This is a genomic window from Pseudonocardia charpentierae, assembly GCF_031845345.1.
Taxonomy (GTDB): domain Bacteria; phylum Actinomycetota; class Actinomycetes; order Mycobacteriales; family Pseudonocardiaceae; genus Pseudonocardia; species Pseudonocardia charpentierae.
Genome location: NZ_JAVREJ010000003.1, coordinates 139,083 through 152,172, shown reverse-complemented (window position 1 = coordinate 152,172; position 13,090 = coordinate 139,083). Strand labels below are relative to the sequence as shown.

General features: G+C 70.5%; 16 protein-coding genes. 5 read left to right on the top strand and 11 right to left on the bottom strand.

Going from position 1 to position 13,090, the window contains the following annotated elements; translation table 11 throughout:
• Positions 1-65 precede the first annotated feature (65 nt).
• Positions 66-1,022 carry a DUF5996 family protein gene (locus RM445_RS06170; protein ID WP_311555086.1) on the bottom strand — a complete coding sequence of 319 codons (957 nt, stop codon included), beginning with the start codon at positions 1,020-1,022 and terminating at the stop codon, positions 66-68.
• A 299-nt stretch (positions 1,023-1,321) separates the two neighbouring features.
• On the bottom strand, positions 1,322-1,501 hold the full coding sequence (locus tag RM445_RS06165) for a hypothetical protein (RefSeq protein ID WP_311555085.1): 180 nt from the start codon (positions 1,499-1,501) through the stop codon (positions 1,322-1,324).
• Positions 1,502-1,596: 95 nt separating this feature from the next.
• On the opposite strand from RM445_RS06165, the gene RM445_RS06160 reads away from it, so the two are divergent.
• On the top strand, positions 1,597-2,094 hold the full coding sequence (locus RM445_RS06160) for a MarR family winged helix-turn-helix transcriptional regulator (protein ID WP_311555084.1): 498 nt from the start codon (positions 1,597-1,599) through the stop codon (positions 2,092-2,094).
• A gap of 34 nt (positions 2,095-2,128) precedes the next feature.
• On the opposite strand, the gene RM445_RS06155 is transcribed toward RM445_RS06160, so the two are convergent.
• The 3 genes from RM445_RS06155 to RM445_RS06145 all read right to left on the bottom strand — a co-directional run bounded on the left by RM445_RS06155 (position 2,129) and on the right by RM445_RS06145 (position 4,051).
• A complete protein-coding gene (locus tag RM445_RS06155) occupies positions 2,129-2,404 on the bottom strand; it encodes a hypothetical protein (protein ID WP_311555083.1) in 276 nt (91 codons plus the stop codon).
• 171 nt (positions 2,405-2,575) lie between these two features.
• Entirely contained in the window at positions 2,576-3,055 is a 480-nt protein-coding gene (locus RM445_RS06150) for a hypothetical protein (RefSeq protein WP_397469249.1), read from the bottom strand.
• Positions 3,056-3,154: 99 nt separating this feature from the next.
• Complete coding sequence (locus RM445_RS06145; protein WP_397469242.1) at positions 3,155-4,051, bottom strand: SDR family oxidoreductase; 897 nt, start codon at positions 4,049-4,051, stop codon at positions 3,155-3,157.
• 540 nt (positions 4,052-4,591) lie between these two features.
• Here RM445_RS06145 and RM445_RS06140 point away from each other — a divergent pair.
• A complete protein-coding gene (locus RM445_RS06140; RefSeq protein WP_311555081.1) occupies positions 4,592-4,795 on the top strand; it encodes a hypothetical protein in 204 nt (67 codons plus the stop codon).
• Between the two features lie 100 nt (positions 4,796-4,895).
• The gene (locus tag RM445_RS06135) at positions 4,896-5,696 is read left to right on the top strand and encodes an alpha/beta hydrolase (protein ID WP_311555080.1); all 801 of its coding nucleotides are present in this window, start codon (positions 4,896-4,898) and stop codon (positions 5,694-5,696) included.
• A 5-nt stretch (positions 5,697-5,701) separates the two neighbouring features.
• Here RM445_RS06135 and RM445_RS06130 read toward each other — a convergent pair whose 3' ends face one another.
• The 4 genes from RM445_RS06130 to RM445_RS06115 all read right to left on the bottom strand — a co-directional run bounded on the left by RM445_RS06130 (position 5,702) and on the right by RM445_RS06115 (position 9,048).
• The gene (locus RM445_RS06130; protein ID WP_311555079.1) at positions 5,702-6,199 is read right to left on the bottom strand and encodes a DUF3291 domain-containing protein; all 498 of its coding nucleotides are present in this window, start codon (positions 6,197-6,199) and stop codon (positions 5,702-5,704) included.
• A 69-nt stretch (positions 6,200-6,268) separates the two neighbouring features.
• On the bottom strand, positions 6,269-7,231 hold the full coding sequence (locus RM445_RS06125) for an SRPBCC family protein (protein ID WP_311555078.1): 963 nt from the start codon (positions 7,229-7,231) through the stop codon (positions 6,269-6,271).
• Positions 7,232-7,278: 47 nt separating this feature from the next.
• A complete protein-coding gene (locus tag RM445_RS06120; RefSeq protein WP_311555077.1) occupies positions 7,279-7,866 on the bottom strand; it encodes a hypothetical protein in 588 nt (195 codons plus the stop codon).
• Between the two features lie 15 nt (positions 7,867-7,881).
• Positions 7,882-9,048, bottom strand: coding sequence for a zinc-dependent alcohol dehydrogenase (locus RM445_RS06115; protein ID WP_311555076.1), 1,167 nt, complete (start codon positions 9,046-9,048; stop codon positions 7,882-7,884).
• A 131-nt stretch (positions 9,049-9,179) separates the two neighbouring features.
• Here RM445_RS06115 and RM445_RS06110 point away from each other — a divergent pair, with 131 nt between their 5' ends.
• Positions 9,180-9,815 carry a DUF47 domain-containing protein gene (locus RM445_RS06110; RefSeq protein ID WP_311555075.1) on the top strand — a complete coding sequence of 212 codons (636 nt, stop codon included), beginning with the start codon at positions 9,180-9,182 and terminating at the stop codon, positions 9,813-9,815.
• A 525-nt stretch (positions 9,816-10,340) separates the two neighbouring features.
• The gene (locus RM445_RS06105) at positions 10,341-12,125 is read left to right on the top strand and encodes a bifunctional diguanylate cyclase/phosphodiesterase (RefSeq protein WP_311555073.1); all 1,785 of its coding nucleotides are present in this window, start codon (positions 10,341-10,343) and stop codon (positions 12,123-12,125) included.
• 16 nt (positions 12,126-12,141) lie between these two features.
• On the opposite strand, the gene RM445_RS06100 is transcribed toward RM445_RS06105, so the two are convergent.
• Both RM445_RS06100 and RM445_RS06095 read right to left on the bottom strand, forming a co-directional pair.
• Positions 12,142-12,783, bottom strand: a complete 642-nt coding sequence (locus RM445_RS06100) for a hypothetical protein (RefSeq protein WP_311555071.1) — start codon at positions 12,781-12,783, stop codon at positions 12,142-12,144.
• A gap of 18 nt (positions 12,784-12,801) precedes the next feature.
• Entirely contained in the window at positions 12,802-13,056 is a 255-nt protein-coding gene (locus RM445_RS06095) for an FDXHR family putative zinc-binding protein (protein WP_311555070.1), read from the bottom strand.
• Positions 13,057-13,090: the final 34 nt, after the last annotated feature.

Genomic DNA, 13,090 nt, shown 5'->3' with positions numbered 1-13,090 from the left:
CTCTGCGAGGTGGCCACTGCCTGTGCGAGGTCGATGCCCGAGGTACCGGCGCAGGACGTCCGTCATCACTGCCGCGCGATCAGCGGGTCGGTGACACCGTCCACGCAGGCGAACTGGTCGACGTCCCAGCCCGCGCGCTGCGCCCCCGCGCGGTAGGCCGTGTCCAGAAAGTCGAGCACCGCGGCCTTCGGGTCCGGTGCGGCGCGCGCGTCGTCGTAGCGCAGCACCGCCAGGTGGCTGCCGTTGCGCTCGAGCCAGGCGGCCGGGGCGGGCAGCGCGGCGTCGGCCAGCCCGGCGGGCTCCGGCGCGGTGTAGGAGTAGAAGGCGGGCTCGGGGAAGGTCGGGTCGCCGAACCAGAACCCCGAGCTGACCACCTCCCGGGAGTACGCCTCGCGGGTGACCGGATCCGGCGTGGCGGACTGGTCGACGACGACGTCCGCGAAGCGGGTGAGGGCGACGTCGAAGGTGTGCCAGAAGTGGTGCACGGGGCTGGTCTTGCCCGAGAACCGGCCGGCGAACTCCTCCAGCACCACGTTGACCTGCGCGAGGACCTGCCAGTACCGGTACACGGCAGCGGGGTCGTAGGCGGCGTGCTCGGTGTCGTCGGCGAAGCGGCGGTCCGCGTCGGGCAGGTCGAACGGGCGGGCGTCGGCGATCGGCGACGGATCCACCCCCACTGCTGCGAGTGTGCGGCTCACCTCGGCGTGGAAGGTCGCCACCGAGTGCCCGACCAGCCCGAACGACGCCGAGCGCCCGTCGGCGGTGTCGACCCGGAGCCGGTGGGCGAGGTAGTCGAACTCCACGGCGAACGTCGGGTCCAGCCCCATCGGGCGGGTGGTGATCCCACGCCCGGAGAGGTGGAAGGGGACGTTCCACCAGTGGTTGCGTCGCGGGCTGTACGCCAGCCGCAGCTTGCCCACGACCTGGCTGAACCGGTGCACGGTCGCCAGGCTGTCCGACCACTCGGCATAGCTCAGGGCCGGGAACAGCCCGGTCGACCGCACGGATACGTCCTGCGCCATTACTTGTCCTCCCAGCAGCGCGGTCCGACCGCGCCACTGCCCGATCTTTGCACCGACAGATCACCGAGGCAGCCGTTCAGCCCCGCGTACGCGGCACCCGGCAGAGCACCCCGCGCTCGCGAGGTGAACGTGAGCGCTGTCGGCGACGATCGACGTCGCGCTCATGTGCACCTCACGCCGGCGAGGGCGGCCACGAGCGGGTTGGTCGGCACGGCGCCGTCGGGTTGAGCAACGACAACGAGATCGCTCGGCGGCAGTCGTGCACTGATCCGCGCACTCACACACGGACCGAGGGCGCCTCAGTGGCGACCGGCCGCCATCAGGAACCTGAACGGAACCCACACCTGGTGGCCGTCGTCGTCCAGCTCGATCAGCGCCCCGTTCACACCGGCCCGCTCCTCGACATCGACCACCGTGCCGAGGGTCTCCACCTGCACCCGGTCACCCTTGCACGGGTCTGCCTGCGTCACTCCGTACATCACCGTCTCCTTTGATAGGCCCTAGAAGTATCGTACTACGATACTGTGTGGTGGACAGCGGCTTTCGGGTGAGCGACCTGTGATCTGATGTCGGCGTGACGGCGGACGACGCTCGAACGGACCCCGAGCCCCTGACCAAGCAGGACTTCGAGGCACTGGCGCAGTTCCGGTTCGCGATCCGCCGCTACCTGCGCTTCAGCGAGGAGACCGTCCGCGACCACGGGTTGGCCCCGCAGCAGTACGTCCTCCTCCTGGCGCTCAAGGGGTTCCCCGACCGCGACTGGGCCACCGTCCGCGAGCTGGCCGACCGGCTGCAGCTCCGGCACCACAGCGTGGTCGAGCTGGTCGACCGCGTGCAGGCGCAGGGGTTGGTCGAGCGCGCCACCCACCCCGACGACGGACGTGCGGTACGGGTGCTTCTCACCGCGGACGGCGAAGCCCTCCTGGGCCGACTGAGTGCGCTACACCGCGACGAGCTCCGACGCATGGAGGTCGTGCTCCGGCTACCGCGCTGGCACGACACGGTCGACGACGCGGCGGCCGACCCGCTGCGGTCCGCCCGCGCAGAGCCTGGTCGGCCATCAGGGTGTTGACGAGCGCCCGGAGGAAGTGCGCCCGATCCCTGGTCTACCGGGCCGATCCCTCGGCGAGGTAGGCCAGGCGCTGCAGGGCCTCAGCGTTGCGCCGCTTCATCATGACCACCCTGACCGGCTTGAGGATCAGCTTCGCTGGCCCGGCGACCGCGTCCTCGCGCATCACGATCTCGCAGCCGCCGTTCCCGTCGGGCCGCAGGAGCAGGTGGATCTCGACCTCGCCCGCAGGCCACCCCTTGCCGCGGAGCCTGAGCTCCCGCTCCGGCCGGGCCGCGAGCACCCGGTGACGTCGTCGATCAGCAACGGCCACGCTCCGAGCGAATGGTGCAGCTCCGCCCCGACCGCCGGCCAGTCGGCGCCGACCGTCCGCATCCGGGACGCACCCACGACCCATGCCGGGTACGTCCAGCCGTCGGCGAGGATCTTCCATACGGCCTCCGCGGACGCCGACGTCGTCCGACGAACCTCGATCACGGGACGATCACTCCGCTGTGACCCGGCCGCCCGGTACCGGCCCGACGTCGTGCACGCGCCGACCACCCGCGAGCCGGGCGTGCCGCTGCCCCGGCGAGACGCCGGCGGCAGCGGCGAGCCGGTCCGCCACCGCTCCGGCGACGAACGCGTAGACGGCCTTGCCTGCTACGTCGACGAGCAGCTCGTCGCGTGGCCAGGTCCACGGCGGTGCTCCGACACCGGTCCAGTTCTCGACCGTCTGGTCGGCGGTCAACCGGACGACCGTGAACATCGCCGACGCCCACGGCCCGCGCAGACCGGCGAAGGCCATGACGCCACGGAGCACGCCGACGCCGGCCCCCATGCCGACGTGCATGGCCCACATCCGTGGGCGCACGTCGGGCTCGGCGGCCGGCTCCAGCTTCAGGAGCCGCTCGGCGGCGCGGCCGGGGACGAGGGAGTCCGGTCGCCGCGACACCGCCTGCTCGAGTTTCTCCGCAGCGGTCATCACCGCGACCCCGGCGATACCCGCCACGACACCACTTCCGACAGCTCGACCCAGCACTGCGGCGTGGTACCCACCCAGCCCTCGTCCATCCGTCGCCGATCAGACGATCGGCGAACCGCCCGTCACGGCGATGACATCGGCGGTGATGTAGCTGGATTCCTGGGAGGCCAGGAAGACGTAGCTCGGGGCGAGCTCGGCGGGCTGCGCGGCGCGCCCCATCGGCGACTGCTCACCGAACGACTTGACCTTCTCCTCGTCCATCGTCGCCGGGATCAGCGGTGTCCACACCGGACCCGGGGCGACCGAGTTCACCCGGATGCCCTTCTCTACCAGGTCGGCGGCGAGGCCCTTGGTGAAGTTGACGATGGCGGCCTTGGACGTCGCGTAGTCCAGCAGGTGGGGCGACGGTGAGAACCCCTGCACCGACGACGTCGTGATGATCGACGAGCCCTCGCTCATGTGCGGGACGGCGGCCTTGGTCAACCAGAACAGGGCGTACACGTTGGTCTTCATCACCCGGTCGAACTGCTCCGTGGTGATGCCGGCGATCCCGTCGTCCTGCGACATCTGGAACGCGGCGTTGCTGACCAGCACGTCGATCCGCCCGAACTCGCGTACCGCCGTGTCCACGACCTGCTGACAGACGGACTCTTCGCGCAGGTCTCCCGGCACGGTGACGGCCTTGCGGCCCGCGTCCTCGATCAGCCGGACGGTCTCCTGGGCGTCCTTCTCCTCCGACTCCAGGTACGAGATGAGCACGTCGGCGCCCTCACGCGCGAACGCCAGCGCCACGGCCCGGCCGATCCCGGAGTCGCCGCCCGTGATGATCGTCTTCTTGCCCTCCAGCCGGTTGCTGCCCTTGTAGCTCTGCTCACCGTGGTCGGGCTGGACGTCCAACTCGCTGCTGCGTCCGGGGTACTCCACCGTCTCGTCGCCGCTGCCGGGCGCCGCGTGCTGCTCGGTCGGGTCCTGCTGGGTGGTCTGGTCCTGACTCACTGGTGGTTCCTCCGCATTTCCGGGTGCTTGCGGGGCGGTGGGTTCCCCCGGATCGCAGCGGCGAACCCCGCGCCGGTGAGGGGAGCGGGCCACGCTGCACCGCTCCCCTCACCCCGCGGGCTCGGCGGTGTCACCGCCGAGCGGGTCGTGGAACGACACGGTGCAGGGCCGCACGCCGTCGGAGGAGAGCGACGGAAACTGCGGATGTGCGGGCGATCCTCTCGCTCGGCGCAGACGGAGCGCGGAGGGACCTTGTGTCCACGTGACCACCGCATGAAACTCGCGGCCGGCCTGGCCCCACCGAGTCAGGGATGTTCACGATCCTGGTCGCGGAGTACCCCGTCGCAACGCGAGCAGGAGTGTGGTGCCGATGGTGGCCCTGGGTCGGAGCAGTACAGCCGCTGCGACTGCGCCGATGAACGCCTCCCCCGACCCGGACTCCGAGTACCGCACCGGCAGAAGGATCCGGCGTGAGGAGCCCGGCCCTGGGTAGTAATCAGGTTGCCCGGCACAGTGGCCCCCGGCGGAAGGACGCAGACGATGGCCATCGACGACGACGGTCCCGACGGGGACGAGAGCCTCAGCGGCCCCGTGCAGAGCGGCGCGTCCGGCAGCGCAGACCCGGAGCCCGGTCAGGCCTCCCGCGTGGGCGATCACCAGAGCGGCCAGTTCGACGCGGGCGAGTTCGTGGTCGACCACGACGCCGACCCACCCGAGGAGGTGCAGCCGACGACGACGGCCTGACAGGCCCTGGCCCGTCAGGACTGCAACTCCCGGGCGGTCGCACAGGGCGCCGGCACCGCACATGTGGGGCAGATCCCGTGCTCGTGGAGGGTGGACGATCGTGCAGTCGCTGGGTCGTCGACGTGTCCTGCGCTTCCTGGGCGCGGCCGCGGCGGTGGCGGCGATCGGTGGATGCACAGGGGGACTGCCCGGCGTGAGCCCGTTGAACTGGGGCGCCTCAGCCGGCGCCGCGCGGCTGACGGCCCGCCCTGCCGCGGCCGGATCCGCATTCCCCGCGCCGGCACCCGGCCTGCACGCACTCGATCTCGGGCCCGGACCCGAGGTACTCGTGCGCGTCCCGGCTCCGTCGGAGGACGACGCCGGTCCGCAGCGCCTGGTGCTCACCCTCCACGGTGCGAGCGGCGACGCGCGAGGCGGATTGGCTCCCCTGCTCCCGCTCGCCGACGCCCACCGCCTCCTGCTGGTGGCTCCGAGCTCACGGGACAGCACCTGGGACGTCATCACCCAAGGCCGCTGGGGAAGCGACGTGCGCCGCATCGACGACGCGCTCACCCAGGTCTTCGCCACCCACCCGGTGGACCCCACCCGGCTGGCGATCAGCGGGTTCTCGGACGGTGCCTCCTATGCGCTGTCCCTCGGGCTCGCCAACGCCGACCGCTTCACCCACATCATCGCGTTCTCCCCCGGGTTCCTGGTCCCGACGCCCCGGACGGGCACACCGCACGTCTACCTCTCACACGGCCGCGCCGACACGGTGCTGCCGATCGACCGGACGAGCCGCCGGATCGTCCCGGGGCTGCGAGCGGCCGGCATCCCCGTCGAGGTCCACGAGTTCGACGGACCGCACGTCGTCCCGCCGGACATCGCCGAGAACGCCGCGCGCTGGCTGACCTCGCCGTGACGGACTCAGCCCTGTACATGACGGACGTACCCGGACGCGAGGCGCCGGCGGCCGACCGGCCGCCCGTCCGGGTCGAACCTGCGCCGCAGCGAGAACGCTCTCGGCGTCGGACCGTACCTGCGCAGGAACTGCAGCCGCAGAAGAGCCTCGTCGAGGCTCGGACGGGCGCCGTCCGGTACCCACCAGAGGGCGGTCGACGGCTGCGGAGTGGCGGCGAACCAGCGCGACCGGCGCTTGAGGTGGTCCGCATGCGGGCTCCGGTAGGTGAACACGTGCAGCGAGTCGTAGTCCCGCCAGAGCGTCACGTTGACGAAGACGGGGCCACCTTCGTCGGGCTGCACGCACACGCCGTGCCCTCCCTCGTCCGCGAGGCGCCACAGGAATCCGGGGCTGGCCGCCGCCAGCCGCTCGATCCGCCCGATGGCCGCGACGAACTCCCGCATGATCGGGTCGTCGAGCGGCGCCAGCATCCGCGCGACGTTGACCTGGGCGAGGTGGTACACCACATCGAGCGTAGGTGCGACAACGGCTCGTTGTCGCACCCACGCTCGTCCACCGGCCTGGGACGGTAGTCAGACCCCGCGCCGAGGGTTGTTCGAGTCGTCGAACGTCCCGGTGCGCGGTCCGTCCGGGTCGAGTTCGTCGCCGGCGCCGCCCGCGGAGGTCGGTTCGACCGGGAGCCCGATCGTGCCGCCGTTGACGCCGGCTGTCGCGGTCCCGAACTCGTCGACAGCGAGCACATCGCCGTCGAGGCGGTCGCTCGGACCCGGGTCGTCGTCGAACGCCCGGTCGCTGTCGAGGGCGGTCACACCCGGCTCGACGGGCGGGGTGGTCTGCAGGGTGCTCTCCGTACCGCCGGTGGGTCCCACCGCGATGACGTCGCCACTCATGTCGGACTCGCCCACGGACGTCGACTCGCCCTCACCGGAGCGCTTGGCGGCGGTGGCGGCCGCGACACCGGCGGCGGCGACGCCGGCCGCGGCCACGCCGGCGGCGACCGCGGTGCCGGACACACCGGCCTTGCCGCTGTCGCCCCGCGACGCGGACGCCGCGTCGACCCCGGGCGAGCCGACGGTCCCGGCCTCGTTGACCGCACCACGCCACCCGCCGGTGGCGGCACCTCGGCCCTCGATGAACGCCTTGAACCGCTCGAGGTCACCTTCGGCCTGCCGGGAGACGACGTTCAGGAAGTCGCCGACCTTCTCCACGAGGCCCTCGGGCTCGTATTCGAGCTGGAGTCGCACGAGCGTCCGGGCGGGCCCCAGCGACTGGAAGAACACGGCGCCTGCGTTCGTCGCACCGGTGGTGGCGGCCCACGCGACCTTGCTGTCGGGAACCTGCTCGAGGATGGCCGCGTCCCACTCACGCCGGACGCCGGCGATCTGCGCGACCCAGTGCGTCAGCGCTTCACCGACCTGCCTGACCTCGTCGACCCCGCTCATGAACTGCGGGAACTCCTCGAACTGCGTCCACTGGTTGTAGGCGGTGTTCACCGGGACGTCGACCTCGACGGTCTTCTCGACCTGAGTGGCCACTGCTCCTCCTTCGTCGGCGGGACTCCAACCGGTTACCCCATGCGCCGTCAGCGACTCCACCGACCGCGACGACGGTCCGCGACGCGCCGGGCGGCGACGTACGCGGCACCGCCGAGGACCACCCACGGCGCGCCGACGATGATCGGGTCGAGCGGCTGGTGCGCACGGTCGGCCCGCGGCGTTCCGAAACGGGAGCGGAACCCGTGACGGGAGAACTCGCTGAGGACCCCGGTCTCGGTGACCGGATTGTCGGGACGCAGGGTCGCGAAGGATCTGAGGTGGCTCTCCCAGGCGTCGACGCGATCCGCGGCGATGAGCAGCAGCCAGTGCGCCGCGCGTCCCTCGCTGTACTTCTCGTACGCCCTTCGCCGGATGACGCCCGAGATTCCCTTGGGCGGGCAGGTCGTGCCGAACACGGGCGGGAGGAACTTGTGCTCGATCGAGCGCTCCCGCGGCGCCAGCTCCGGCTGTCTCTCGGGGAAGTCCCACCGGGCGCCCGTCCCGTCCGGCCGGTACTGCAGTTTCGGCACCGACGGGCGGTCCTTCGGGTCCAGGTCCACTCCCCAGCCCGGAATGCGGGCGCGCAGCTGCTCGCTCGACTCGGCGTTCGGCGGCTTCTCGGGCGTGTAGGCCATGGTCGTCCTCCCTCGTCAGCCGGCGCTCGGAACGACCAGCGGCTTGATGCAGCCGTCCAGCTTCGCCGAGAAGATGTGATAGCCCTCGGCGATGTGCTCGAGCGGGATGCGGTGCGTGACGATGTCGCTCGGCTTGAGGTAGCCGTTGCGGATGTGCTCGAACAGGCGCGGCCACTGCCGCTTCACGGGGCACTGGTTCATCCGCAGCGTCAGCCCCTTGTTCACGGCGTCACCGAACTTGACCGCACTGAAGATCGGCCCGTAGGCCCCCACCACCGAGACCGTCCCGCCCTTGCGGACGGAGTCGATCGCCCAGTTCAGCGCCACCGGTGAGCCGCCCTGGAGCTTCAGCTTCGCCGCGGTGACGTGCTGCAGGAAGTTGCCGTCGGCCTCGGCACCCACCGCGTCGATCGCCACGTCCGCGCCGAGATGGTCGGTGATCTTCTTCATGTGCACGACGATGTCGTCGTACTCGACGAAGTTGTAGGTCTCGGCGTGGGCGAACGTCCGCGCCTTCTCCAGCCGGTACTCGAGGTGGTCGATGACGATGACCCGCCCGGCGCCCATCAGCCAGGCGGACTTCGCGGCGAACAGACCGACCGGGCCCGCCCCGAACACGACCACGACGTCGCCTTCGACGATGTCGCCGAGCTGCGCACCGAAGTAGCCGGTCGGCAGCGCGTCGGTGAGCATGACGGCGTCCTCGTCGTCCATCCACTCCGGAATGAGGGTCGGTCCGACGTCGGCGAACGGCACCCGGACGAACTCGGACTGGCCCCCGTCGTAGCCGCCGGCGGTGTGCGAGTAGCCGTAGATGGCACCGACGGCCGTGGCGTTGGGGTTGACGTTGTGGCAGTTCGCGTACAGCCCCCGCGCGCAGAACCAGCACGACCCGCAGAAGATGTTGAACGGGACCAGGACCCGGTCGCCGCGCCTCAGGCTCTGGACCGACGAGCCGACCTCCTCGACCACGCCGATGAACTCGTGGCCGAAGGTCGTCCCGACCCGGGTGTCGGGCATCATGCCGTGGTAGAGGTGCAGGTCGGAGCCGCAGATCGCCCCGAGCGACACCCGGACGACCGCGTCGTTGGGATGTTCGATCGCGGGCATGTCCTTCTCCTCGACCCGGACCTTGTACGGCCCGCGGTAGACCATCGCCCGCATCGGCACCTCCTCGATCACGACTCCTGGCGGATTGGGGGCGCGGGTACCCCGTTCATCCGATTCGATCCCCCGGGCGCGACAGCCGCCTCGGCGCCGCATGCGCCGTCGTGCTGTCGAGTAGACCGACGGCGGCGGGGTACAGCCCGCCGATGGCGTTTCGATTGACTCCGCACGAGCGCGGCTTCTACCCGCTGTTCACCCGCGCCGCGGAGAACATCGCCACCACCGCGAACAACCTCGCCGAGCTCGTCAGCACCGATGCGACACGCCGCGCGGAGCTCGCCCGGACGATCAAGAACTGCGAGCACCTGGGCGACGAGCTCACCCACGAGATCCTCGTGATGATCAACAAAACCTTCGTCACACCGTTCGACCGCGAGGACATCTACCGCCTCGCCGGAGCGCTGGACGACGTCCTCGACGCCATGGAGGAAGCCGCCGACCGGATCGTGCTGTACCGGCTCGACACGCTGCCGCCCGGTGTCGCCGAGCAGGTGGAAGTGCTGCGTCGGGCCGCCGGGTGCACCGCCACCGCGATGCCGAAGCTGGAGCACCTGGCCGAGCTCGAGCAGTACTGGATCGACGTGAACTCGCTGGAGGAGGAAGCGGACACGCTCTACCGCGACCTGCTCGGCGACCTGCTCGCCGCGCCGGACCCCGCACAGACCGTCGACGTGCTGACCGTGCTCAAGACCAAGGAGGTGGTGGAGATCCTCGAGGAGGCCGCCGACGCCTTCGAGACGGTCGCGAACACCGTCCAGAGCATCGCGGTCAAGGAGTCCTGAGCGGAGACCGGCACCTGGTTCCGCCGCCGCCCCGGTTCGGTGTGCTGCCGGGCCTGTCGCCCGGGCAGCATCATCGGTCCGACACGGGTTGTGCAACCCGACCGGCCGCGTCCAGAATGACCGGCACGGACTCCTGCTCGGCCTGGTGCGATGTGGTGGAGAAACGTCGTTCCCCTCGAGCCGGGCTCCGTGCGCGAAGATCGGGCTCTCACGCACAGCACGCCGCGGAGGCATCCCGTCGTGGGCCTGCGGCCACCTCCGCCGGAGTTGGACGCCGAGGCCGTCAACCACGACATGCAGTGCACGTTGGATCTCGCACGATCGCGCGACGGGCGGGCGGTACTCCTCGGGGTGCCGCCCGCTGCCATGCGTTCAGCAGATCGGGCGGATCCGTCCTTGCGCGTTGTGTAGTCCTGCTGCTGCGGTGTGTGCTGTTCCCGTCGATGGGTCGCCTGTGCCCGACGACCCCTGCTGTCGACGTTCCGGCCGCAGGCTGAACCAGGCCGGCCGAGACGGGAGGACGCGGTGTCGCCCTCAGCAATCCTGCTGCCGTTGATGGGCTTCGACGAGGCGTGCCGCCTCGTCGTCGACCATCTGAAGCGGGAGGTTCCGCTGGCCTTCTGGGCGGTCAGCCGGTACGAGGACGACCAGCAGATCTATGTGTGTGTGGAGGACGACGCCTACGGCAAAGCTGCGGGCGGCTCCCAGCCCTGGTCGGACTCGTTCTGCCAGTACATGGTGACCAGCGCGGCACCGCAGATCGCCCCGGACGCCATGGCCGTGCCGGAGTACGCCACCACCAGCGTCGCCCGCGACATGACGATCGGGGCGTACGTCGGCGTGCCCATCCGCGGCGCCGACGGCACCCTCTACGGCACGATCTGTGGCCTCGACCCGCGGGTGGCGTCGCAGAGGCTGACCGAGCAGGCGCCACTACTGCATCTGTTCGCGACGCTGCTCGGGCAGATCCTGCAGGCCGAGAACCTGCGCGCCGAGGCCGTCGACCGGGAGGCGAAGCTGCACTGGAGCGCCTTCCACGACCACCTGACCGGGCTGCCCAACCGTGCCATGTTCTTCGACCACGTCGAGCACGCGCTGGAGCTGGGCGCCCGCGACGGCCGCTCCGCCGCGGTGCTGCTGATCGACCTCGACGAGTTCAAAGCCGTCAACGACACCCTCGGACACGCCTCCGGCGACGAGGTGCTCGCGCTCGCGGCGCACCGGCTCCAGCGCGCCGTCCGCCCCGGCGACACCCTCGCGCGGCTGAGCGGCGACGAGTTCGCGGTGTTGCTGGAAGGTACGTCCGACCCGGCACTGGTCGCCACCCGCCTCCTGGACGCCCTGGCCAAGCCGTTCCTCGTCGGGCAGCGGTGCATCACCATCTCGGCGAGCATCGGGGTCGCCGAGCTCGCCCAGGACGAGAAGGAGACCGGCGTCGAGGCGATCCTCGCCCACGCCGACATCGCGATGTACACCGCGAAGCGCGCCGGGCGAGGGCGCTACGCCGTGTACGACCCGCTCATGTCACTGCCCGGGTCGAGGACGCTCAAGCTGCGCGAGCCCCTGCGCCAGGCACTGGCGCTGGGCGACATCGAGGCGTACTACCAGCCGATCGTCGACCTCGGCAGCGGTGCCACGATCGCCTTCGAGGCCCTCGCCCGATGGCGCCACGACGGCCGCGACGTCGGACCCGACGTCTTCATCCCGATCGCCACCCGCAGCGGGCTCATACCGGCCCTCACCGACCACATGCTCGACCTCGCCTGCGCACAGGCCGCCGAGTGGTCCACCGAGCTCGGCCACCGCGACCTGCGTGTGAGCGTCAACGTCTCGCCGCACTCCATCAGCGACCCGAGCCTCCCCGACCGGGTCGCCCACTGCCTGAACCGGCACGACCTCGGACCCGGTCAGCTGGCGCTGGAGATCACCGAAGACGCCCTGCTGCACAACCTGCCGACCGCCATCACCGTCGCCCGTCGGCTCCGCGAACTCGATGTCGTGCTGTCGCTCGACGACTTCGGCACCGGCTACTCGTCGCTCCTGCACCTGCGGCAGATCCCGCTGCACTCGATCAAGATCGATCGTGGGTTCGCCGGCGACATCGACACCAATCCCGACACCGAACAGTTCCTGCGCGCACTGCTCGCACTGGGGCGCGACCTCAAGCTCCGGGTCGTCGTCGAGGGCGTCGAACGACGCACGCAGGTCGAGGTACTGCACCGGATAGGCGCCACGCACGCACAGGGCTACCTCTTCGGTCGACCGGTCCCTCCCCAGGACGTGAAACTCCAAGGCACCTACCGAGCCTGAATCGAGAGCAACACACTCATAAGCGGCTGTTGTAGTCCAGCGAATCGGACGCTATCTCCTGCGCCCTGCCCATCCCCTCGTCGAGGTCATGACGCAGTGCCACGAAGTGGTCGGCAGCCACCTGCAGTTCGGTCGGATCACGGGAGCCACTGAGGCGTGTCCGGATCTCCTCCACCCGTTGCGCGTATTCCTGCAGCGCCTGCGACTGGGCGGCGATCTTGCCGTGTATCGCGGCGGCAGGCGACGAGTCGTCGAGCGCGACCACGGACTTCGCATTGCCGAGAGCGCCGTCGACGAGCGCCGCGGCGGCCTGCAGACCGTCGAGCAGATCGTCGCCGTGGCCCTCCGCCCGCTTGAGCATGCGAGCCGCGTCGGACTCGGCGTCGATGGCCTGGGCCTCATGCTTGGCCGCCATGATGGCGTTGCCGATGGCCGCGGCGGCCAGTGCGAGGTCGGCGTGCCTTCGTGAGGTGCGTATGTCGCTGATGGCTTCGGCGGTGCTGCCGTATCCGTACTCCGCCGAGTAGGACAACCGGTCGAGAACGCCACCCACAGCCGTCTCGGCGTGGTGGATCGCGTCGACGTCGTCGCGGACGTCGCCGATACTGGCAGCCATCAGTTCCGTCGCTTGATCGACAGCAGTGCCATGCGTAGACACTAGGCCCGAGTGGAGCTGCTACCCGCCCAGCACGCGCAGCCAGATCCGGTTCTTCGTCTGGACCAGGCCCATCACCCACGGGCTGACGCAGCAGCCGACGACCCGATGAGCGTCGAACAGCTCGACGTCGTCGAAGACCTCCCCGCACCCTCGCGTGCGAAGACAGCAGTGCGAACGCTCGTCGCCGACCCACGAGCGCCCGCAGCACGTCCCTCCACCAGCCACACCCGGCGCAACGACCGAGGTCGACACCGAGAACGCGCCGGATGTCACGACTCGGGAGCGACCGTGAGATGCACACCAGGGT

Bases quoted from the DNA above. Each gene is read 5' to 3' on its own strand.
- RM445_RS06110 (WP_311555075.1), top strand. From the start codon at position 9,180: ATGGCGTTTCGATTGACTCCGCACGAGCGCGGCTTCTACCCGCTGTTC.
- RM445_RS06120 (WP_311555077.1), bottom strand. From the start codon at position 7,866: ATGGCCTACACGCCCGAGAAGCCGCCGAACGCCGAGTCGAGCGAGCAG.
- RM445_RS06165 (WP_311555085.1), bottom strand. From the start codon at position 1,501: ATGTACGGAGTGACGCAGGCAGACCCGTGCAAGGGTGACCGGGTGCAG.
- RM445_RS06170 (WP_311555086.1), bottom strand. From the start codon at position 1,022: ATGGCGCAGGACGTATCCGTGCGGTCGACCGGGCTGTTCCCGGCCCTG.
- RM445_RS06150 (WP_397469249.1), bottom strand. From the start codon at position 3,055: ATGACCGCTGCGGAGAAACTCGAGCAGGCGGTGTCGCGGCGACCGGAC.
- RM445_RS06140 (WP_311555081.1), top strand. From the start codon at position 4,592: ATGGCCATCGACGACGACGGTCCCGACGGGGACGAGAGCCTCAGCGGC.